At 63.3% G+C, this 21,006-nt stretch carries 18 protein-coding genes and 1 riboswitch; of the genes, 12 read left to right on the plus strand and 6 right to left on the minus strand.

The window, feature by feature from the left end:
- The first annotated feature begins 508 nt into the window (after positions 1-508).
- From AC4BCK_RS04245 to AC4BCK_RS04255, 3 genes are all read left to right on the plus strand, one after another.
- Positions 509-3,592 carry a hypothetical protein gene (locus tag AC4BCK_RS04245; protein WP_490566620.1) on the plus strand — a complete coding sequence of 1,028 codons (3,084 nt, stop codon included), beginning with the start codon at positions 509-511 and terminating at the stop codon, positions 3,590-3,592.
- 662 nt (positions 3,593-4,254) lie between these two features.
- Positions 4,255-4,746 (plus strand): hypothetical protein, encoded by a 492-nt coding sequence (locus AC4BCK_RS04250; RefSeq protein WP_490566621.1) that lies wholly within the window; start codon positions 4,255-4,257, stop codon positions 4,744-4,746.
- Positions 4,747-5,469 (plus strand): recombinase family protein, encoded by a 723-nt coding sequence (locus AC4BCK_RS04255; RefSeq protein ID WP_490566622.1) that lies wholly within the window; start codon positions 4,747-4,749, stop codon positions 5,467-5,469.
- A 72-nt stretch (positions 5,470-5,541) separates the two neighbouring features.
- On the opposite strand, the gene AC4BCK_RS04260 is transcribed toward AC4BCK_RS04255, so the two are convergent.
- Positions 5,542-5,955 (minus strand): hypothetical protein, encoded by a 414-nt coding sequence (locus AC4BCK_RS04260; RefSeq protein WP_490566623.1) that lies wholly within the window; start codon positions 5,953-5,955, stop codon positions 5,542-5,544.
- A 96-nt stretch (positions 5,956-6,051) separates the two neighbouring features.
- On the minus strand, positions 6,052-6,207 hold the full coding sequence (locus tag AC4BCK_RS04265) for a hypothetical protein (protein WP_490566624.1): 156 nt from the start codon (positions 6,205-6,207) through the stop codon (positions 6,052-6,054).
- Positions 6,208-6,442: 235 nt separating this feature from the next.
- On the opposite strand from AC4BCK_RS04265, the gene AC4BCK_RS04270 reads away from it, so the two are divergent.
- The gene (locus AC4BCK_RS04270) at positions 6,443-7,429 is read left to right on the plus strand and encodes an RCC1 domain-containing protein (RefSeq protein ID WP_490566625.1); all 987 of its coding nucleotides are present in this window, start codon (positions 6,443-6,445) and stop codon (positions 7,427-7,429) included.
- A 161-nt stretch (positions 7,430-7,590) separates the two neighbouring features.
- On the opposite strand, the gene AC4BCK_RS04275 is transcribed toward AC4BCK_RS04270, so the two are convergent.
- Both AC4BCK_RS04275 and AC4BCK_RS04280 read right to left on the minus strand, forming a co-directional pair.
- Positions 7,591-8,682 (minus strand): hypothetical protein, encoded by a 1,092-nt coding sequence (locus tag AC4BCK_RS04275; protein WP_490566626.1) that lies wholly within the window; start codon positions 8,680-8,682, stop codon positions 7,591-7,593.
- Between the two features lie 255 nt (positions 8,683-8,937).
- Positions 8,938-9,753 (minus strand): hypothetical protein, encoded by an 816-nt coding sequence (locus tag AC4BCK_RS04280; RefSeq protein ID WP_490566627.1) that lies wholly within the window; start codon positions 9,751-9,753, stop codon positions 8,938-8,940.
- Positions 9,754-10,605: 852 nt separating this feature from the next.
- Between AC4BCK_RS04280 and AC4BCK_RS04285 the strand changes: the two genes are divergently transcribed.
- From AC4BCK_RS04285 to AC4BCK_RS04310, 6 genes are all read left to right on the plus strand, one after another.
- Entirely contained in the window at positions 10,606-11,031 is a 426-nt protein-coding gene (locus tag AC4BCK_RS04285; protein WP_174179670.1) for a ChaB family protein, read from the plus strand.
- Between the two features lie 99 nt (positions 11,032-11,130).
- Positions 11,131-13,302, plus strand: a complete 2,172-nt coding sequence (locus AC4BCK_RS04290; protein ID WP_490566628.1) for an elongation factor G-like protein EF-G2 — start codon at positions 11,131-11,133, stop codon at positions 13,300-13,302.
- A 12-nt stretch (positions 13,303-13,314) separates the two neighbouring features.
- Positions 13,315-14,571 carry an MFS transporter gene (locus AC4BCK_RS04295; protein ID WP_174179666.1) on the plus strand — a complete coding sequence of 419 codons (1,257 nt, stop codon included), beginning with the start codon at positions 13,315-13,317 and terminating at the stop codon, positions 14,569-14,571.
- Positions 14,572-14,654: 83 nt separating this feature from the next.
- Positions 14,655-14,858, plus strand: coding sequence for a hypothetical protein (locus AC4BCK_RS04300; protein ID WP_251425825.1), 204 nt, complete (start codon positions 14,655-14,657; stop codon positions 14,856-14,858).
- Positions 14,859-14,950: 92 nt separating this feature from the next.
- Entirely contained in the window at positions 14,951-15,253 is a 303-nt protein-coding gene (locus tag AC4BCK_RS04305; RefSeq protein WP_104189665.1) for a DUF4193 domain-containing protein, read from the plus strand.
- Between the two features lie 293 nt (positions 15,254-15,546).
- A complete protein-coding gene (locus AC4BCK_RS04310) occupies positions 15,547-16,095 on the plus strand; it encodes an AMIN-like domain-containing (lipo)protein (protein ID WP_400513027.1) in 549 nt (182 codons plus the stop codon).
- 80 nt (positions 16,096-16,175) lie between these two features.
- Here AC4BCK_RS04310 and AC4BCK_RS04315 read toward each other — a convergent pair whose 3' ends face one another.
- Positions 16,176-17,732, minus strand: coding sequence for an APC family permease (locus AC4BCK_RS04315; RefSeq protein WP_251425829.1), 1,557 nt, complete (start codon positions 17,730-17,732; stop codon positions 16,176-16,178).
- A gap of 222 nt (positions 17,733-17,954) precedes the next feature.
- Here AC4BCK_RS04315 and AC4BCK_RS04320 point away from each other — a divergent pair, with 222 nt between their 5' ends.
- Positions 17,955-18,434 (plus strand): Dps family protein, encoded by a 480-nt coding sequence (locus AC4BCK_RS04320; RefSeq protein WP_104189606.1) that lies wholly within the window; start codon positions 17,955-17,957, stop codon positions 18,432-18,434.
- 98 nt (positions 18,435-18,532) lie between these two features.
- Here AC4BCK_RS04320 and AC4BCK_RS04325 read toward each other — a convergent pair whose 3' ends face one another.
- The gene (locus AC4BCK_RS04325; RefSeq protein WP_490566629.1) at positions 18,533-20,116 is read right to left on the minus strand and encodes an MFS transporter; all 1,584 of its coding nucleotides are present in this window, start codon (positions 20,114-20,116) and stop codon (positions 18,533-18,535) included.
- 66 nt (positions 20,117-20,182) lie between these two features.
- Between AC4BCK_RS04325 and AC4BCK_RS04330 the strand changes: the two genes are divergently transcribed.
- A complete protein-coding gene (locus tag AC4BCK_RS04330; protein ID WP_251425833.1) occupies positions 20,183-20,722 on the plus strand; it encodes a TetR/AcrR family transcriptional regulator in 540 nt (179 codons plus the stop codon).
- 91 nt (positions 20,723-20,813) lie between these two features.
- A riboswitch (glycine riboswitch) is annotated at positions 20,814-20,912 on the plus strand.
- The last annotated feature ends 94 nt before the right edge of the window (positions 20,913-21,006 follow it).

A 21,006-nucleotide genomic window follows, 5' to 3' on the forward strand; every position in this document is an offset into this window, starting at 1 on the left:
GTCGCCGACAAGGCAGCTGCACGACCTTGCCGCCTGCAACTTATCTCCGTTTTGAGGGCCCCACCGCTGTCGCATGGTTTACACATCGCGAGTACCGATCTGCAGACGGATCGGGAAGGGGGAGGGCGAAGCCCGACCTCTTTTTTATGCCTCGTCGTCCTCGCGGACCACGGAACACCCGTCGGCCGAATGGCGGCGGCAGAGATGCGCTATCGCGCAGCCTCCGGTGCTCCCCGGTACTTATATGTGTTCGAGCAACAGTGGATCAGACCAACTCATCGCCGCCGTGGGAGAAAGCATCTTCCTGCCGGGTGCAGAAAATGACACCCGTCGGGGCCTAGGGCGCATAGAAACCTTGACCGGCCGCTCTACGGGAGTAGCGCCGGAACGGGCCGCACTCCAATGGAGGTCCGAGGATCACTAATAGAAAGATGATTTTTTGAAGGCACAAGTAAGTTCAGAAGGTGGGAAGCCGGTAGACGCCGGTCCCGGAGTCATGAAGCCACTCATGGTGGCAGTAGATGCTGCCTGCCCTCCTAGCCTGTTGCCGGTCTCGCCGGAAAACGCCGGGACCTTTTCGACCTCGGTGAAGTGGACGGAAGCGGACTACGCCCCATTCATCACGGGCTCACCGGCGCGCAAACTGGCGGCCGCCGGCGTTGCGCCGCTGCTCGCACAGGCGCGCGGGTACCTAGGCATGGACGACTGCAACTATCGGGAGCAGTACCGGCAGATGGGTCTGCAGGGTCGCAGCAAGGCCGGCCTCCAGCTGACGTCGGCCATCACGAAACGGGGCGGCTGGGGAATGACGATTCCCTGCTTCACACCGTCCGCCATCCACTCAGCGCGCTGGGAGGAGGGACGCCCCGTCCCGTCCTTCCATGAAGTCCTTCCGTCATCCCCCTGGGCGGACTCCAGCGGTAAGCGCGTATCCTCCGTGACGGTCCCAGATGTTTCCCAACAGCTCGATGTGCACCCTGCCGTCCCGGCCGACTGGATCGATACCACCGGAAAAACTCTGATCACCAGCGACGCGATGGAGGCCGACGTGGCATTCAGCGCAAGCCTGCTTGCTCTCGGGATTACCCGGGCGGAACTCGCCCTTGTGGAGCCGCTCGTGGAGGGTGGGTCGACGGACCCGATCGCGAACCTTCAGACCCTCCTCGCGCGGATCCCGGAAAAGGACCGTCTCCTGGTGCTGGCGGCATCCGGTTTCGGCCAAACCCCGTGGAGCGTAACGGACCTTAACGAGATCAAGATCAAGGGCCGGGTTTTTTGGCTCGCGCTGCCAACGGACAGTGAGTCCTCCGAATCCGTGCACTGCAATATCGAAAAGTTCGTCCAGGCACTCCACAAGAAAAGGGCGGCCTCGGTGCTGTATCTCGCACCGAAGAGGCAGAGTGACACGGACGAAGAACCCGAGCGCATCCGTGTCGCAGATCTTTTGGCTGCCAGGGCGTGGCCCGCACTCATCGACGCTTTGCAGGATGCACTGCCCGCAGGCCCCGTCCGGGACCAGTCCGAGTTCGTCGGCGCTGTCAGGGTCTCCAAGGACGGGTTCGCTGTCGAGGAATGCGTCGCAGTCAAGGACCGCTCCGGCGGCACCATCGGCTCTTACAAGTGGACCAAGATCGTTGACATCGGCGGGCGTATCAAGACCATGGAAACGCGACGTCACCCCACGGACGACGAGCTGCGCACCGGGATCTTCGACCCCAACATGCAGGCCCACGACATGGACGAGGCGATCGTTGAAATTGAGGTCGCTTGGACCCGTGGCGGCAAGGAGGACAGGGGTGTCATTGTCGGGCCCAAGACCATCCTGCACTTCACCCCGGCCGACTGGATCCAGCAGAAGGCCATCATCCCGGACAACATCCTCTGCCATCCGGCATGGCCGCCACGGGCAGCCAAGGGCGAGGCGTGGCTGGTTGCGCTGAAGACCAACCGCCAAGCCGAGACGGTGCAGCGGACCCGCTGGCAGCAGATGGGTTGGGTCCCCGTCGACGGCTCTGACCCGGTGTTCATCGTCGGCAACCAGATCATCGGGGAAACCTTCGAAGGGACTACGGCGGCAGGCGTGGACACCCAGGACATCCCGGTCGCGGACCTGTTCGGGGTGGGTGAAAGCCCGGTGGGCGAAGACCTTAATGACGACACAGTGCGCGAGGCTGTCCGAAAGGACTTGCGCGACGTCATCAGCACCTACATCACCGCCGGTGCTTGGAAGGACCGCTCCACCGCGGCCCTGGTTCTCGCCGGCGCACTGCGGCCCGCGATCCCGCTGCGGCCCCGCGCAACCATCTACCTTTGGGGGCCCAAGGGGAGGGGGAAGAGCTGGTCTGCCAAGGCGATGATGTATTTCTGGGCGAAGGGCCGGTCCACCTGGCTGGACCAGCTCCCGGGCTCGGCCAAGGACACGGTCGCGTATATCGAAACCTGCGTCTCCCGGACCCCGATCTGGGTCGTCGACGATCTGGCCCCATCACCGGTCAAGCGGCAAGCGGAGGCCGAAGACGGTAAGCTCGCGGACCTGACTCGTTCGATCTTCAACAACGCCACGAAGGGCCGCATGAAGGCGGACATGAGCACGCGCAAGGTCAACAGGCCGATTGCCCAGCTGATCATCACTGCGGAGAATGAGCTGAGCACGCCGTCTGCTAAGGAACGTCTTATCCCGGCCTACCTTGGTTACGGCTGCCTGGCCGGTTCAAGGGTCCCCACCGACGCGATCAACGAACTCGCCAAGCGCGGCGTACCGGCACGCTTTACCGGGCACTTCATCCGTTTCATCCGACAGACCGCGATCACCGTTCCGGGCGGCTGGGAGGCGTTCTTCGCTCGGCTGGAGGACATGCGCGCAGACGTCCAGAGGTCCGTCGAAGCCATCATGAAGTCGACGGGCAAAGTCACGGGGTCCCTGGAACGTACCTCCTCACTTGCCGCGGACGTGCTCCTGACCTTCGAGCTCCTGCAGCTTCTCGCAGAGGAACTGGACATGGGTGACGAGTTGCGAGACCTCTTCGACTTGGAGACCGGTATGGGCCGGGACATCATCACCGTCGTGGCATCAGCCCAAGCGGAAAACACGAAGGCTTCCCCGGGAGCAGCTCTGGTGCGGGCGCTGTCAGCCCTGCTGGCTTCCGGAGGCGCCCACGTGATCAACGCACAGAATCCCTCGGCACCCCCCATCGAGGGCGCCGCAGATTCCGCCGCGCTGGCAAACCACCGCCTTGGCTGGTCAGCCGGACCAGGCCCGGACGGGAAACTCCACCCCAACGGGCCCTCCATCGGGACGGTCGTGACCAAGGACGGCCAGAAGATCATCGTCTTTGAGGTCGAGACAGCCTTCGCAAAAGCCCAGGCCGCCTACCCCGCCCTGATCCAGCACGGCCAGGGTACTGGTTCGGCGTGGGCCTCCATCTGGGACGAAAAGCTGAGCCCGGCGTCCATCACCCGCCCGACGAACAGCCGTGGGGCCGCATCCAACACGGTACGCCTGACTTCCGGTTCCGGCGGTAGCCGCGTGCGGCCGTCGGGAGTTCCCATCACCGTCGATACCATCCTCGCTGGCGGCAACGACGGGGAGTGAAAATCCCCTGGTTCAGAAGCCCCGCTGCACCTCGTGCGGCGGGGCTTCCTTTTGCCTTGACTCCCGCTGACGCATGCTTGCACGGACTGATGTCGAGCATCCTGGACTTCCGCGCCTAAGACCAGGAACTGGGACGGCGATGACCGGGTTCACCCGTGCTGTGTCCAACTGCGGGTGGACACCAAAAATCCCTACAACAAGCGGAAGTAAGGCCCGTCCTCCATCGTGACCGACCAAACCGACCAGATGCATACCCCTCTAGGGAAGAGACATAACAATGCATGTGCTGTGGCTCGAGGGGACGTAGGAAAAGAACAAGAACAGGGAGGTCCTATAGAGAGAGATTAATGGTTGGTTTGGTCGGTTATATCTATATAAGGGGCCTACTTCCCAGCGCTGGCGCGGATTTTGATGACCAGCCTCGGTTGGCCATGCATTGGCCATGTCTGGTCACTTTGGCCGGCGGCCACCACATGGCGGGAGGTCGCCCGCCAAAGTCCCTGTTGGTGAGAGGACGCTAGGCTGCCCTACACATCGGTGTCATGAACCATCACCGACATCCCACAGCATCGACCGAGAGTCCCTGCCAGGAAAGCCTAATCTCCCGAACGGATTCTTACCCACGGGACGCCTGGACCTGCAAGCTGGCGGAGGGTCGATAGGTGAACTTGCAACCCGAGTATTCCGTCGACAAGATTACGGAAGCTTCGGAGGCCGTCAAGAACGTTCCCGGCGGCGTTGACGAGGATTTACTAGTCGACGAACTCTACTTGGGCGCCTTCGCCGCGGGGTTGGAGGCCAGACTCCTGCCTGAAGCCATGCGTTGGACTGCGGAACACCAAAATGCCATTCTCATGTTCCGGGCCACCGGCCGTCCGTTCCGGGAAGTCGTGGGACTGGCTGCAGGGAAGACCCTTCGAGCCCGGTGGCTGGACCGATACTTTCACGGCGTCTGCCCTCAAGATACTGATCCCCGCAACGCCCACATTGCGCTCATAGGTCCTCTGGAAGAACTTGCGATGAGCGCCGTCATCGACGTCCGGTTCGTGGTGCAGGTCATCCGGGAGACGACACCAGGCCGACGGCAGGATTTGCTGGAAAAACTAGCTGAGACAAGTCGAGACGAAAACCTCCGGACACGATTGGAAGACTAAATGCAAAATGAGACGAGTGTGCAAGACCTTGCGGTAGTCGTTTCGGCGAAATCGAAAGTTATTGGCCAAGCGATGGCCGGGAGTCCCGAGGACGACCCGCAGCCAGGCGAAAACCTCCGGCAAAACCCACATGACACAAGCCGGGTTTTTGCCGGAGCGGTCTTGGGCTATGCCCGAGTTTCGAGGACCGACCAAAATCTCGAGCGGCAGCTTGACGCCCTCCTCGAAGCCGGCTGCACCCGCGTCTTCCAAGACCATGGGGTGTCGGGAAGCCGAGACTCGCGCCCAGGTCTGGACGAAATGCTCGAGTATGCTCGTCCTGGCGACGTCATTGTCGTTCACGCCTTGGACCGACTCGGCCGAAACACCAGGAGCCTGCTCGCTCTGGTCGAGAGCCTCCGCGAAGCTCAGATCTCGTTGCGCATACTGACCCTGGGCGTGGACACTGGGACGCCGGCCGGTTTGATGGTCCTATCTGTGATGGCTTCGCTGGCCGCTCTGGAGAAAGCCATTTTGGTGGAGCGAGTGCACTCGGGCCTCGAAGCCGCACGGAAGCGCGGCCGGGTCGGCGGACGCCCGCCCTCACTGTCTGAAGAACGCAAGCGCGAGGTCGTCCGGATGAAATCAAGCGGCCGCACAGTCGCAGAGATTGCCCGGCTCATGGTCACCAGCGAACGCACCGTTCGTCGCGTGCTCGGTGCAACGACAGTGGAAAGCGACTGACAAACCATTGGATGACTGTTGCGATGAATGCATTGCTTCTGCGGATCTCGGGAAAGTGGGCGAGAAGGTGTTCTAGCCTCTAGAGCCGCCCCGGCGTGCGTGAGCCGCGTAGCATGCCCTGACCTGGTCAACCCAGAACTTCTCCTTGGCCCGCGGCGTCGCTTCCGCGGCAAGGATCCCGTCATGCTGGGCAAGCGCGTAGAAACCAGGCCCGGCGTCGTTGGCATTAAGGTAGACCACCACTGACGAGATCATGAGGCCAGGATTATCGCCCTGGTCACGGTCGACGATCCGTCCTAGAAGCTCGCCCATCGCAGCGCGTTCACCTGACTGGCTGAAATCAAACCCTTCCAACCCGGTGCGATTCGTAAGAACCGTGTTGAGCTCGGTATACGAAGTCAGGCGCTCCCGCCCTGCGACCTCTTTTAGGAAGCGGTGCCCTTCGCTAACGAGCTCGGTCCATTCTGCGTCGTCGCGTCCGTACATGGCTTCTCCCTTTCCGCCTTGCTGGAATCGTAACAGCCGCCCACCGGACCAGTGGTTTCGTCCGTGCGACCACATCATCAGTCAAGACAGGAACCCTCACGTGTTCATGAGGGCGTCCGTAAGTGGATCGATGAACGTAGCCGCTTCGACTCCATTGAAATCAGGGGACTCGAGGAACCGCCTGGCGATGTGCTCACGCAATTGCTCCTTCATGCCATCCTGCATTGTCATCCCTGATTCGACTTCAGCCATAACTTGATCGTTCCGCATGTCAGACGCATTCCCCAATCCGCGCGCTGGCAAATACGCGAGAGGTCGTCATGGCGAGGCAGAGAGCGTCCCATTTTCTTAGAACCGGGATGCTCACAATGTGGCTCTTCATTAACGAGGCTGACTCGGCTCATGCTGATGCGCCCCCGATGCCGTGAGGCAAGCTTTGCCCACGATAAGGTTATGGCTGACCGCAGAGAGGTGAGGAGAACCAGGCATGGAGTTTTGGAAACGCATGACTAAACGGCAGCCTAGAGGTGTTCAAGGTCCTTTAGCTGCGATGGGTTCAAATCCTCATCGTGACATTGAGTTGACACCTCCGTCCACCACTGCAGTTGCTGTAGCTCTCGGCGAATTACACGCGATGGCTCTACTTGAAGACGGAACTGTCTGTACTTGGGGCGATAACTGCGCACCTACACCTGAGGGTTTGGGCGATGTGGTTGCGATCGCTGCAGGTGGTTTCCACAGCCTTGCGCTGAAATCTGACGGAACAGTGGTTGGCTGGTCGAGTGTCAATGGCCGTAGTTTTGCCGCCCCCGAGGGTCTTGAAGGTGTGCGAGCGATTACTGCCGGCAGGAACCATAGTTTGGGTCTTCGCGAAGATTCGACAGTAGTTGCGTGGGGCAACAACTCCGACGGTCAATGCGATGTCCCACACGGATTGACCAATGTTAGAGCGATCGCCGCTGGAGCGTTCCACAGCGTCGCATTGACTTGGGAAGGTCAGATTTACTCTTGGGGCCACCCAGACACCGATCAAAGACACATCCCACCACATGCAGAGGGTGCAGTAGCCATTGCCGCTGGGCTTAATGACAGCTCAGCGATCCATGCCGATGGCTCAGTGGTTGATTGGGGGGGAAGGCCGGATTTTCTATACATGCCTCAAAGCTTCCACAATGTGGCAACAATTGCGTACGGGAGACAACACCGTGTAGCGCTACGTGAAGATGGCACCCTGTCTGCAGATGGCTTATGGATGGGCGGCTTGCCGATTCCCGAGGGGCTGCCGGAAATCGCAGCTGTTTCGGGTTGCGTGTCGGCAGAGCATTTCTCGTTCTTAGCCCTTACTTCAAATGGCAAGGTGCTTCCTCTAATGCATGATGTAGCAAAGCCTAGGACAGAGACTTTTGAGCTATTCCCGCCAAAACACGCGCCCCTAAACCCTGTAATGGATGTGCCAGAGTTCCTTACAAAGTAAAGGTCACACCCTCAAGGACGTCTTCGAAAGTTGTGGAACCCATGAGAAGTATCTTGCCTCATGTGATGACCCGCATGGCTCAACTTGACCACGCAGAGGTCGGCATGCGCGGGCTTACAGGCCGGCCCGGCAGCGAGGTCAGGCGAGCCGGGCAGTTGAACTTAGAGGTCCTTTAGGATGCCTGCCAGGTCTTCCGGAGTTCTCGGCAGGACGGTGTTCATTCGCTCATGAAGCTTTGCTCGTACTAGGCCATTCCTTGCAGCTGCGTCGGTGAAGACGATGTCGCAGTATGGCACCGCGAGCGACATGGCACTGATGTCGTGGAGGTCATTGACTGACCATCGTTTCTTTGCGTCGCGGTGATAGTGGGTCTTCAACTCAACGGTCACGCAGCTGCTGGGCATGCTCAGTACCAGTCTTCGGGCATCTGTGAGGTTGTCCACGACATCACTGAGAGTCATGGCCCGCGCCGTCAATTCGGCAATGAGCATATCGTTGAGCTCGAGATTGACCTCACGCCCGGCCAACACATCCCTCAAGCGTCCGCGGCGCCAACTTTCACTAAGCTGTTCATCCGCGAAGTGCTGCTCGATTCGTACGTTGCCGACAAGAGACTCTCGATGGACCTCGGGCGCATATCCTCGTTCTCGCATCCCCGGGATGTCCTCATCGCTCGGCCCTGCAATGAGCATTCGCTCGGCCTGACGTTCCAAGGCTCTCAGCCGCTCCCGACGCTCTGGCTCGAGGGTGTTGCGCTCGACGGATAAACCATCGGCATCCACCAGACGCAGTCCACCTACCCTGCCGAAGGCATGCAGAAGGCTCTTACCAACCAGAGGGACGGGTGAAAACGCCAGGCCACGCGTTTTAGTCATAGCATCCAGGGTTGCCTGCAGTTCGAGTTTCCTAATGTCCACAAGGCTGGCCATGTACTCGAAATGGGTTAGTTCCTCGATGAGGTCTGCCAGATCGTTCCTCTGGCGGGGATCTCGAATTGCGTAGATCTCCTCCACCAATGGGGCCGACAATAGGATTCGAATCCGCTTTTCAGTGACGGCTCGTCGGCATTCGTTGAGAAGATCTTGGTAGCGGGCCGCGCTTCCGCGCTGGAGTCTCGCCTTTGCGAGGTTAATCCAGTGATTGAGATCCAAGTACAGCAATGTAGGCGGGGTTGCGGGCCTCTTCAAAGCAGACGGCCAGACGAGTTCAAACGGGGCCATGTCAGGACGAGGCTTTGGTCCGTCGATTTGCATGGGAACCAGCCTAGTCGCGCGGTCGTGGTGTCCTTGATGGCGGCGCTGGCGGGTTCTCAGAGTCGCGGTCAAAAAGGCGACTCTCTAAGGGTCATTCCCGTCAAAACGGCTATTTGTCGCCACTCTCAGGGTGGCAGGAAACCGACAGCTGGCTGATCCAATGTCGGCCGCACCAGTGAACATGAACTCCAGTCAATCTGGTGTGTTTGAACTCCGTTATCCGCCGGGCGCACTGGACCGTCTCCGGCGGATCCGTCACTTAGTGTGCTTCTCGCGACGGAGGTCCCACAGCCTCCACGCTTCACTGGTCATTAGCACGGCGACTCCGACTGACTTGGCGAACTCCTCCACACTGGAGGTCACGCGCCGGACGTCGCCGCCCCGTGCGGACAGGGCCTCCGTTTTGCGAACCTGCATCGGCCAGGACCGAGCGTGTGCCGCAGCGCTGGCGACCCGCCACTCGTAGGACAGTGCCAACCGCATCCACTCGTCTTCGACTTCGCCTGCTTTGGTCAAGTGGGCAGCGGCCTCACGCATCATCCTTGTCGTATCGAACTTGCCGGAATAAGCCGTGCCCTTGCGAAGGAGTTCCAGCCGGTTGACTTCGCCGGTTAGCTCGGCGTCGACTCTGCGCAGATCGTCGACGAACCCGGCACTGAAGTTGTCTCTGATGTATCCATCGTTCAGGTGGTCTCGAATAAAGGTCCGATGTTGGATGCGTTCGTCAAGGGCGACAGCGAGGCTGCGGTCGATTCGCTGTGGCCTCATCCCCGTGAGAATCCAGACAGCTTGGGAGGAACCCAGCAAAGCGGCACGCGCCGGGGTGAAGATGGCGCTAGGGCGCAATGTCAGTTCGTCCTTGGCTAGGTCTGCGATGAGCCCTAAATGGTCGACGGCGGTTATCAGCCCATATCGGGCGGCCGAACGGACGGGGTTGCCGATGAGTCCTTCGTCGTCTTTGGCCAGTGAGCTGCCTGATGCGACGAGTTCGTGCTCGCCCATACGTGGTTCCCAGGCGCGGATGGCCGTGATGGACCTCTGTAGACGCTTCAGCCATTGCTCTTCACTCATGGCGTAAATCTACCGCCTGCCCGAACCGACACCGGGATCGCTGGGACGAGACGCAGGTTGGGAGCATCGCAGGGGCTAAAGACGCGTACGGATAGGGTAACCGCTCGTCAGGCCTGACGGTGTTGCGCCGCTTGGGCGTATTTGGCGTTCGTTACTCAGCCGGCGGAACTTAGTCATCCTTTGTGACCGCGATCCCGCCGTTGAAGATGCCCACGACCGCGACCAGACACTTGACGGCAGCGATACTGGCACGGTCGAACGACGGACGCTTCCGGGGAGAGCGGCTCGGTACGCGGCGCGCTTTGCCGCCCGTACTGAATGAGCCCCCTGCGTACCCGTGGCGCTTCGAAGCGCCACGGGAGCCGCCGGCCCCGGCGGTTCCCGTGCGGTAGAAGTGGCGGGCGGGCCAGCGGGAGGCAAGGACAATCCGTCCTGCCCCGCGCTGGGTCGAAGCGAACTCTTACGACGCAACTGAGGCGCCTGTACGTCCCTCGGCGGCGGGCCCGAGCCCGCGGCGCACGTCTCCCGTCGGTGCTGGCTAAGTTTCGCCTCCGGAGAGCGACCACACGGAAACGACACGTTTACGACACGCTTTGAACAGGAACTGACGGGAACACGCGGGTAGGATTTCGACATCAACAGCTGCAAAATTGCTGGTCAGGAGCGCTTTTTGCGCATCCCCGGGAACGCGCGGGATACGCCGCCGCGATAAGCGGGGGTCGTCGGTTCGAATCCGACAGGGGGCTCCACCGCCAGACATTCCGTCCAGGCCGTCCGCGTCCCCGTGCACCCTGGCAGTTAAGCTGGTGTCATCCGCATGATCAGCCTGCTGATGAAAGGAGTGTGGGTGCCATGCCCAAGACCGGCAAGAACGACCACGCCCGCAAGGAAGAGCTTCCCTCCACCCTGCAACGCTCTGAGCAAAAGGCCCAGGACACGTTCGCCAAGACCTACGATTCAGCCCTGGAAAGCTATGACAATGACGAGGGCCGGGCTGCGCGGGCGGCCTACGCCTCCGTCAAGCACAGCTACGAGAAGGTGGGAGACCACTGGGAGCCGAAGGAAAAGCGCGGCCCCTCGGACAAGCGGGCCGAGGAGGGTGGGACGTCATCCGAACCCACCGCGGGAGGGGTGGACGCGAACGCCTCCAAGGAGCACCTCTACAAGCTTGCCCAGGAGCTGGACATCGATGGCCGTTCCACCATGGATAAGGATGAGCTGGTCAAGGCCATCCAGAAGGCCAATGATGCCGCCACCCGGAAGGCGCGCGGCAGCTAATACCAGGCCCTGCGGCTCTTGCCGATCCACCCTCCAGGGTGTCGAATCAGAGGACACGTTTCAGTCCGGTCGGATGGCAAAGACGCCAGGAGGTTTCCCATGTCGGTCAAGGGCACCAAGGACCCAGCCAGGACGGCAGCTGGCCGCAACGGAGCCGAGTCGCGCCGTGCGGACGCCTCTGCCGGCCTTGCCGCGGAGGATCCGGCAAGGATCCGGAATGTGGCGCTGGTAGGCCATTCGGGCGCCGGAAAAACCATGCTCATAGAAGCACTGCTCGCTGCCCAGGGAATGATCACGCGCAAAGGATCCATCCCGGACGGGACAACGGTCAGCGATTCCGACCCCGCTGCCGTACACCAGCAACGCTCCGTTACCCTGTCCCTGGTGCCGCTGCTGATCGACGGCATCAAAGTGAACCTCCTGGATACCCCCGGCTACCCCGATTTCATCGGCGAACTCCGGGCGGGCCTGCGCGCGGCGGACGCCGCGCTGTTCGTGGTGTCCGCCGTCGACGGCATCGACGCCACCACCACCGCACTGTGGGGTGAGTGCGAGCTCATGCAGCTGCCCCGCGCCGTCGCCATCACCCGGATGGACCACCCGCGGGCAGATTACGACGGCGTCCTGGCCGCCTGCCGGAAATCATTCGGCGAGGGCGTCCTGCCGCTCTACGTCCCGGTGCGGGCGGGCGGTGAGGTCACCGGACTGCTGGGACTGCTGTCCGGCACGGTTACGGACTATTCGTCCGGGGAGCCGGCCGCTGCCGTGCGGGCAGCGGATGCGGCGGAACTTGACGCGTCAGGTGCCGCCAGGGGCGAGCTCATTGAGGGGATCATCGCCGAGAGCGAGGATGAGACCCTGATGGACCGCTACCTCGAAGGCGAGGATATCGACACTGATGTCCTGATCGCCGACCTGGAAACCGCCGTCGAACGCGGAACTTTTTTCCCGGTCCTGTCCACGTCCGCCGTGAGCGGGCTGGGCACCGCGGAACTCCTGGAGGTGCTGGTCCGGGCCTTTCCGTCACCCCCGGACGGCAGCGTGCCCGGGGCGACCGACCTGGCGGGGTCACCCGCAGGGGCCCTGACGTGCGACCCCACCGGTCCGCTGGCGGCGGAGGTGGTCCGCACCTCCGTCGATCCGTTCCTGGGCCGGGTGTGCCTGGTCCGGGTTTTCTCCGGAACGCTCAGGGAGGATGCGCCGGTGCACGTCGGCGGCCACGGGCTGGCGGACCGCGGCCACCAGGACCACGACTCGGACGAACGCGTCACGCACCTCTACTCACCGCTGGGCGCCTCCCTGCGGCCCGTGCCATACTGCGTGGCCGGCGACATGTGCGCGGTGGCCAAACTGGGAAGCGCCGAAACGGGGGACACCATTTCCGGACGGGACCGGCCCCTGCTGCTGGCCACCTGGGAGATGCCCGAACCGCTGCTGCCGGTGGCGGTTGAACCCGATTCGCGCAGCGACGAGGACGCGCTGGCGCGCAGCCTGGGGAAGATCGCGGCGGGTGATCCCACCCTCCGCGTGGAGCGGAACTCCGAAACGCACCAGCTGCTCCTTTGGTGCATGGGCGAGGCCCACGTCGAGGTAGTCCTGGACCGGCTCCGCGACCAGGGCGTGAAACTGCACACGGTGGACGTGGTGACGCCGCTGCGGGAAACCTTTGCAGCACCCGCGGCCGGACACGGCCGGCACGTCAAGCAGTCCGGAGGCCACGGGCAGTACGCCGTCTGCGACATCGACGTGGAGCCGCTTCCCCGCGGCGGGGGTTTCGAATTCGTGGACAAAACGGTGGGCGGCGTGATTCCGGGAACCTTCATCCCGTCCGTGGAAAAGCGCGTCCGTGCGCAAATGGAGAAGGGCGTGAGCGCGGGCTTCCCCGTGGTTGACCTGCGGGTCACCCTGACGGGAGGCAAGGCGCACAGCGTGGATTCCTCGGACGCAGCATTCCAGGCGGCAGGGGCACTGGCGCTGCGGGAAGCCGCGGCCGCCGGGCGGATCCAGCTGCTTGAACCGGTGTCCGCAGTGACCATCACGGTGGCGGACGAGCACGTAGGGTCCGTGATGAGCGACCTGTCATCCCGTCGCGGCCGGCTCACCGGCACCACGTCCTCGGGCGAGGGCCTGACTGAAATCGGCGCCGAAGTCCCGGACCAGGAGCTCCTGCGGTACGCCGTGGACCTGCGGGCGCTTACCGCCGGAACGGGGCGCTTCCGCCGCCGTTACCTGCGGCACGACCCGGTACCTGCCAGCTTCAGCCCCTCGTAGCAGCGCCTTTCCATGAACGCGGCTGCCCGGAAGATCCAGCGCGTCTATCTGACGCTGACCCTGGGCAACACGCTCGCGGCCTCCTTCATCTGGGGAATCAACACCCTGTTCCTGCTGGATGCCGGGCTAACCAATCTTGAGGCCTTCGCCGCGAATGCCTTCTTCACCGTGGGCATGGTGCTTTTCGAGGTGCCCACCGGGGTGGTGGCGGACGGCTGGGGGAGGCGGACTTCGTTCCTGCTGGGGACCGTCACGCTGGCCGGGTCCACCTTCCTGTACTTCCTGCTGTGGCAGTTCTCGGCCCCGTTCTGGTGGTGGGCCGCCGTCTCGGTCCTGCTGGGACTGGGCTTTACCTTCTTTTCGGGGGCGGTGGAGGCCTGGCTGGTGGATGCCCTGCGCTTTTCGGGCTACGAGGGAGGCCTGGAGGTGGTGCTTGGGCGCGGACAGATGGTGTCCGGGGTCGCCATGCTCGCCGGTTCCGTGGCAGGCGGGGTGATCGCGCAGGCCACGAACCTGGGGGTTCCGTTCCTGGTGCGCGTGGGTGTGCTGGTGGCGATGTTCGCGGTGGCCTTCCTGCTCATGCACGACGTCGGCTTCACGCCTGAACGCTCCGCCCACCCCCTGCAGGCCACCCGGGCTGTCCTCAAAGCTTCCGTGGACGGCGGCCTGAAGCATCCGCCGGTGCGGTACATCATGCTGGCTGCGCCGTTTACCGAGGGCGTGGGCATCTACGTGTTCTATGCGCTGCAGCCCTACCTGCTGCAGCTGTTTGGAGACCCCCGGGCCTATGCCATCGCCGGCCTGGCGGCGGCACTGGTGGCAGGAGCGGACATCGTGGGCGGGTGGATGGCGCCGCGCATCCGGAAACTGGTCAAGCGGCGGACCAGCGTGCTGATCGCCACCAACATCGTCAGCGCAGTCATCCTGGTGGTGCTGATGTTCACCACCACTTTCTGGCTTGCCCTGGCCCTCTTGGCGCTGTGGGCCGTGGTGTCCTCTGCCGGCACTCCCGTGCGGCAGGCATACCTGAACGACATGATCGCATCGAAGCAGCGGGCAACAGTGCTGAGCTTCGATTCCCTGATGGGTTCGGCCGGGGGAGTCGTGGTGCAGCCTGCGCTGGGCAGGACTGCAGACCTCTACGGCTACCCGGCTTCCCTGGCCGTGGGCGGTGCGCTCCAGCTGATCGCCGCACCGTTCATCCTGCTCAGCCGCAGGCAGCGACCAAAGGCGGACACGGCATCGGAGGGGACGTCTCCAGCTCCCTAGCAGCGGCCCGGGCTACGGCGGACGTAACGCCGGCGAGACCGCGATGAAACGCGCCCACAACAATCGCTGCGTAGCTTTCAGGCATGATCGCAAACATCTCCGGCCGGTTCCGCGCGTGGCTACTCGACACGTTTACCTACGACTCCGGCCAGCAGGCAGCCGATGCCATGGCTGATGCCACCCGGTGGGGATGGCTGCCCGCCCTGAGCGGGGTGGCGGTCGGGGGAGAACACGCCAGGCGGAGCCACAATGAATCCGTGGTCCAGGGCGGCGGAGTGTCCGGTTGAGCACACTATTGCGCCGGTAGCGGGATCATGCCCTAAACTTCTGCACTGAGGTGCCTGAAATGGCGCTGCGCAGCAACGAAAGTGAACACGCTATGGCTACCGATTACGATGCCCCACGCAAGCAGGAAGAAGAAACTCCGGCCGACTCTCTGGAGGCCCTCCAGGCGTCGCGTGGCGGCAACGCGCAGACCGCAGTCATTGACGTCGATGAGAACGACACCGCCGAAGGCATAGACCTGCCCGGCGCGGATCTTTCCAACGAGGAACTGACGGTCATTGTTGTTCCTGAACAGTCTGATGAATTCACCTGCTCTTCCTGCTTCCTGGTCCGCCACCGCTCCCAGGTTGCCCGCGAAAAGAACGGCATGAAGTACTGCCGCGACTGCGAAGGCTGACGCCTCCCGACTTCCCTGCGCCGGCCACCTCCATAAGGTGGCCGGCGCTTCTTCGTCTCCGGCCGCCGTCGTTATGCCGGTAACGGCAAGGTGCAGGTACCACGCAACAACAGGGCAGAAACAGCCCGCACGGGGCCAGGGAAAGGCCCATTTCGGCTCCGGATTTATGCGTGCGTGATCCGCGGCGCCGCAGCCTAACGGTTGCGCGGCGAAGCGGCCACAGGCCTCGATCTGCGCCGGAAACGCTCCTACCCTTGAGCTATCACATCGCTCAACACATGGGTGGCCCCACAATGAAAAAGTTCTCCACCTGGCTCGCCGCCATCCTCATGGCCGCCGGGCTGGGAATCGTGGCCCCGGGGCCTGCCTCGGCAACCACTTCCTATTGCGGGCTCGTCTGGGGGTCCCTGGCGAAAGCCGACCAGGACATGAGCACCGCCAACGTCACCAACGTCCGCACGGGGCAGCACTACTGCTTTGACAGGATGGTAGTGGACCTCAACGGCCCTGCCGCCGGCTACACCGTGCGCTACGTCCCCCAAATAGTGCAGGACGGATCCGGGTTCACCATCCCGGTCCGGGGGAACGGGCGCCTGCAGGTGACAGTCAACGCACCCGCCTATGACGAAAACTACAACTCCACCTACAACCCGGCTGACCCCGCGGAACTCTCCAACGTGGCCGGTTACCAGACCTTCCGCCAGGTGGTCTGGGCCGGGAGCTACGAGGGCTACACCAGCATTGGCTTGGGCGTCCGTGCCCGCCTTCCGTTCCGGGTCTTCACCCTGGACGGGCCGGGTTCCGGATCCCGCCTGGTGGTGGACGTGGCGCACTACTGGTGATAGGCGTAAAGGTGCCGTTCCCCTGGTACGAGGGAACGGCACCTTTCCTGCGTTTGGACGGCTGGGCGAGCCCAGGGTGACTACTCCGGCACCACGAGCGCGGGGGTATCCCGCTTGAGGGTCTCGCCGCGGAAGAAGCCGGGACGCACCCTGGCCATGATGAGCATGACGGCGGCGCCTGAGGCCAGGATCCCGACGCCGAGGACGAACACCAGGCCCACTCCGAAGATTTCCGAGCCGCTGCCGAACTCCGGGGCCCAGCTGTCCACTGCCGTCTGCAGGAATACCACGAACAGGCCCACCCCGCCCAGCACCGGGCACACCAGCCGGAGTACGAAGTGCCGCAGGCTGTCGAAGACGCTGTGGCGGAAGTACCAGGCGCAGGCCAGTGCGGTCAGTCCGTAGTAGAAGCAGATCATCAGCCCGAGCGCCAGGATGGTGTCGTTGAGGACGTTCTCGCTGACCACATGCATCACCGCGTAGAAGCCCGCAGACATGATGCCGGCGGCAACGGTGGCGAAGCCCGGCGTCGCGAACTTCCTGCTGACGCGGCCGAACGGTGCGGGCAGGGCGCCGTAGAACCCCATGGCCAGCATGCTCCTGGAGGGTGACATGAACGTGGACTGCAGGGAAGCGGCCGAGCTGGACAGCACGGCAAGGGACATGAGGATGGCGAACGGACCCATGATGGGGGAGGCCAGGGCGGTAAAGATGTTCTCGTGGATCTCGGTATTGTTCAGGCCGTTGCCGGTATCCCCGACGCCGGCGAACATCATGGTGGCGATGCTCACCAGCAGGTAGATCGCCAGGACGATGAGGGCAGTGAGGGTGCCGGCCAGCCCGGAGGTCTTCCGGCCGTTGGACGTTTCCTCATTGACCGTCAGGCAGACGTCCCAGCCCCAATAGACAAAGATGGAGAGTGAGATGCCGGCGGCAATCTGCCCGAAGGTCTCGATCCTGGTGACGTCGAACCATTCCCAGCTGAACGGGATGGCGGTTTCGGACGAGGACCAGTTGGCAAAGGCCATGCCGACAAACAGCCCCAGGACCAGCAGTTGGAATCCCACCAGGCTGTACTGGACCAGCTTGGTGGTGTGCAAGCCGCGGTAGCTGACCCAGACGGCCAGGGCCACGAACACAAAGCAGGTCATCACGTTCAGGGCTTTGTTTGCCGCCAGCTCGGCGAGCTCCGGCGAGCCCGTCAGCTGGGAAAGGAAGAGGTAGAAGAAGTCGACGGCGACTCCCGCGAGGTTGGAGAGCACAATGATGTTGGCGGCCAGCAGGCCCCAGCCTCCCATCCAGCCCACCCAGGGGCCGAAGGCCTTGGTGACCCATGTGAAGGTGGTGCCGCTGTCCGGGGAATCGGCGTTGAGTTCCCGGTAGGCAAGGGAGACCAGGATCATGGGAATGAACCCGATCAGGAAGATGACAGGCAGCTGGAGCCCGGCTTCGTTGACCGTGGGGCCCAGGGCGCTGGTAAGGGTGTAGGCGGGGGCGATGGTTGAAATGCCCAGGACGACGACGGCGAGCAGGCCCAGCTGCCCGCCTTTCAGTCCTTTGGGGCTGATGCCGGACGTTCCCGGGGAGTGCGGCCCGGAACCGGCAGGGGATGTTCTGGTGCGGATGGTCTCGGTCATGGCACCACTTTCTGGAAGATGTTGAGACAACGGTCACTATATGAATGGCGTTCATTTAGTATGGGCGGATGTGACGCAGGACGCAAGGGGAAATATGAATGCCGTTCGTTTATGTGCGTATTTCGCAAATTAGTAAGCTCACTGAGAAATCCTTCGCGGACCCGCCACAGCGCGCTGCGGTGCTGATAGCGTCGGGACTACTGAACCACTTGAGGAGGACGCATGAAAGCTTCACCGACACTGACCAACAACCTGCAGGCCGTGCTCGCCGACCTGATCGAACTGCACATCCAGGGCAAGCAGGCGCACTGGAACATCGTGGGAACCAACTTCCGCGACCTGCACCTGCAGTTGGATGAGATCGTGGACGCGGCCCGCCAGTTCGCGGATGACACCGCCGAGCGGATGCGGGCACTGCACGCGCTGCCGGACGGCCGCAGCTCCACCGTGTCCGGGTCCACGAGCCTGGCCCAGTTCCCTGAAGGGCTGATCAGCACCAAGGACGCGATCGAACGCATCGTCGCTGCCCTCGAGGCTGCCGTTGGCACCATGCGCAAGGTTCACGATGAAGTGGATGAAGAGGATCCCACTACCGCGGACCTGCTGCACGAGTTCATCGCCAAGCTGGAGCAGTATGCCTGGATGGTCAACGCGGAAAACATGAAGCCCACTGCCAGCGTTACGGCGCCGGACGCAAAGTAGCAGCGTCCGCAGCGAAGCGGAGTGCAGGGCGCCCGCAGCCGGAGGTGGAATCCTCCGGCTGCGGGCGTCTTTTGCTGTCACGGCGCGCAGGTGACCCTTCAGCTGTCTGCCCTGGGCACTTTCCGAAGTACGACGGCGGCGAGGACTGCCGCCGTCGCCATCAGTACCAGCCCAATTGCTGCGGTGATGTGCACTCCCGAATCGAACGCCCCTGCCGCGGCCAGGCGCACGGAATCTGCCATGGGCTGCGGCAGCCTGGCCGCCAGCTCCATGGCGCCGGCGAGGGTCTCGCCGGCGTGCGCAGTTCCCGCGGTGGGGGCGGCTTCGGTGATGCCCGCCGGCAGCCGCAGGTTGTGCTGGTAGGAAGCCGTGAGGATGGAGCCCAATACCGCGGTTCCCAGCAGGGCGCCCACCTCGTAGCCCGTCTCGGAGACCGCTGCCGCTGCGCCTGACTTTTCCGGCGGCGCACTTCCCAGGATGAGGTCGTTGGAGATTGTTTCGGCAGTTCCCACGCCCAGCGCGAGGATCAGCAGTGCGGCCAGCAGCAGTGAGGGACCCCCCGAGTGGCTGCCAAAGGTGACCAGGCTGTACCCCGTAGCGCTCATCGCAAGCCCGGCCGCCACCACGAAGCCGGGCCGTACCTTCCGTACGGCCGGCACCGCGGCGAGCCCCGCAACAACGGTGGCCACCAGGGCCGGAATCATCGCCATTCCGGCGGCCGAGGGTGACATGCCCTCGATGAGCTGGAGGTGCTGGGCCAGGAAGAGGATGAACCCGTTGAAGGAGAACAAGGCCAGGACGTTGGCGGTGATCGCCATGCTAAAGACCCTGTTCCGGAACAAGGAAATGTCCAGGAGCGGGCTGTGCAGGCGCTGCTGGCGGCGGACAAACACAACACCCATGGCCACGCCGAACGCCATGGTCCCCAGCGCCGCGGCGCCTGGTCCTTCGGTGGCGAACTCCTTGATCCCGTAGACCGCCGGGGCCATGGTGAACAGGGAGAGCAGGATGCTGGGCGCGTCCACTTTCCCCGGAGCCGGGTCCCGGGATTCCGGAATGAAGGCGGGGCCCAGGACCAGGAGGGGGAGCATGATGGGCACTGCGACCAGAAGTACTGCTCCCCACCAGAACTGTTCCACCAGCCAGCCGCCAAAGATCGGCCCCAGCGCGGCGCCGCCCGAGAACCCTGCGGCCCAGACCGCGATGGCCAGCCTCCGCCGGTTGGGGTCCGTGAAGATGTTCCGGATCAGCGAGAGTGTGGAGGGCATCAGCATGGCGCCAAAGAAGCCCAGCGCGGCCCTGCCTGCGATAAGCCAGCCCGCGTTGGGGGCAAAGGCGGTGGCTGCTGATACCGCCGCGAAGCCGATGCTGCCGATGACCAGCAGCCGCCGGCGTCCGACCCTGTCGCCCAGGCTCCCCATGGCAACCAGCAGCCCCGCCAGCACCAGCGGGTAGGCGTCCACGACCCAGAGGAGCTCAACTCCCGACGTGTCCAGGGCGCTCGCGATGGCCGGCAGCGCAAAGGTCAGCGCCGTGTTGTCCACAGCAACCAGCAGGACGGGAAACATCAGCAACCCCAGCGCCAGCCAGTCCCGCCGGCTGCCCGGCGGGCGGCTGCCTGCGGGCAGGTTGGACGCGGTGGGGTGGAAGCTTTTGGGCTGGGAGGCGGCGGACTGTGTCATGAAATAACTGTACCGTCTGGACGGTAGAGTTAATAAATCGAATCCCCACCGTGCATGATGGGAACCATGGCCAGGAAACCCGTCGCGCGAGATGCAGTCCTCGATGCTTTTGAAGAGCTCCTTATCGACGTGGGAGAACGGGCGGCCACCCTCGATGCGGTCGCCAGGCGGGCCGGTGTCTCCAAGGGAGGCCTGCTCTACCACTTCCCCAACAAGGAAGCACTGATCACGGCCACCCTCGAGCGGCTGGACCAGCTGGCGGGGGAGGATCTCGCTGCGATGGCAGACGCAAAGGAGGGCGCCGCCGCGTACTTCATCCGGTCATCCCTCTGGTCCGACACCCCCATGGACCGCTCCTTCGTTGCTGCCACTCGCCTGGCGGAAGTGGCGCACGAGGAGGCACGGCGCCGCTTCGCCGCCATCCAGCAGCACTGGCTGGACCTCATCGGGAAGGACGTGGGCACGGCAATGGCCAAGGCGGTGCTGTACATGGGGGATGGGCTGTACTTCAATGCCATGTGGGAGAGCGGGCCCTCCGGCAACCCCGGGAACAGGCGGGAGGACGTGGAGGAGCTCCTGGCGGCAGTGGAGCGGCTGAGGGGCTGACCGGCATTTGCCCGCGGGCCCGCAGCGTAGGAGAATTGCTCCATGTGTGGGCCGTCACCGGCAACCACAAACACTACAAATCAATAGCCTTTGATCTGCGGCGGGAGAGTTCTGCCAGAAGGTACACGCAGGCGCCGTAGGAGCAATACCTCCCCAGGAATCTCACAGGCCCATGTACCGCCGCGGCGAGGCAACTCTGGAAAGCAGCAGGCTGTCGGCTTTGAGATCCGGTCCCGGAAATCCAGGCAGCTGTGCTCACCGACGGTGCAAGCGGGACCGGCCCA

The organism is Pseudarthrobacter sp. As-47, from assembly GCF_058215595.1.

Excerpts from the sequence above, each read along its gene's own strand:
- AC4BCK_RS04245 (WP_490566620.1), top strand. The coding sequence starts at position 509 with ATGGTGGCAGTAGATGCTGCCTGCCCTCCTAGCCTGTTGCCGGTCTCG.
- AC4BCK_RS04255 (WP_490566622.1), top strand. The coding sequence starts at position 4,747 with ATGCAAAATGAGACGAGTGTGCAAGACCTTGCGGTAGTCGTTTCGGCG.
- AC4BCK_RS04260 (WP_490566623.1), bottom strand. The coding sequence starts at position 5,955 with ATGTACGGACGCGACGACGCAGAATGGACCGAGCTCGTTAGCGAAGGG.
- AC4BCK_RS04265 (WP_490566624.1), bottom strand. The coding sequence starts at position 6,207 with ATGGCTGAAGTCGAATCAGGGATGACAATGCAGGATGGCATGAAGGAG.
- AC4BCK_RS04270 (WP_490566625.1), top strand. The coding sequence starts at position 6,443 with ATGGAGTTTTGGAAACGCATGACTAAACGGCAGCCTAGAGGTGTTCAA.
- AC4BCK_RS04275 (WP_490566626.1), bottom strand. The coding sequence starts at position 8,682 with ATGCAAATCGACGGACCAAAGCCTCGTCCTGACATGGCCCCGTTTGAA.
- AC4BCK_RS04280 (WP_490566627.1), bottom strand. The coding sequence starts at position 9,753 with ATGAGTGAAGAGCAATGGCTGAAGCGTCTACAGAGGTCCATCACGGCC.
- AC4BCK_RS04285 (WP_174179670.1), top strand. The coding sequence starts at position 10,606 with ATGCCCAAGACCGGCAAGAACGACCACGCCCGCAAGGAAGAGCTTCCC.
- AC4BCK_RS04290 (WP_490566628.1), top strand. The coding sequence starts at position 11,131 with ATGTCGGTCAAGGGCACCAAGGACCCAGCCAGGACGGCAGCTGGCCGC.
- AC4BCK_RS04295 (WP_174179666.1), top strand. The coding sequence starts at position 13,315 with ATGAACGCGGCTGCCCGGAAGATCCAGCGCGTCTATCTGACGCTGACC.
- AC4BCK_RS04300 (WP_251425825.1), top strand. The coding sequence starts at position 14,655 with ATGATCGCAAACATCTCCGGCCGGTTCCGCGCGTGGCTACTCGACACG.
- AC4BCK_RS04305 (WP_104189665.1), top strand. The coding sequence starts at position 14,951 with ATGGCTACCGATTACGATGCCCCACGCAAGCAGGAAGAAGAAACTCCG.
- AC4BCK_RS04310 (WP_400513027.1), top strand. The coding sequence starts at position 15,547 with ATGAAAAAGTTCTCCACCTGGCTCGCCGCCATCCTCATGGCCGCCGGG.
- AC4BCK_RS04315 (WP_251425829.1), bottom strand. The coding sequence starts at position 17,732 with ATGACCGAGACCATCCGCACCAGAACATCCCCTGCCGGTTCCGGGCCG.
- AC4BCK_RS04320 (WP_104189606.1), top strand. The coding sequence starts at position 17,955 with ATGAAAGCTTCACCGACACTGACCAACAACCTGCAGGCCGTGCTCGCC.
- AC4BCK_RS04325 (WP_490566629.1), bottom strand. The coding sequence starts at position 20,116 with ATGACACAGTCCGCCGCCTCCCAGCCCAAAAGCTTCCACCCCACCGCG.
- AC4BCK_RS04330 (WP_251425833.1), top strand. The coding sequence starts at position 20,183 with ATGGCCAGGAAACCCGTCGCGCGAGATGCAGTCCTCGATGCTTTTGAA.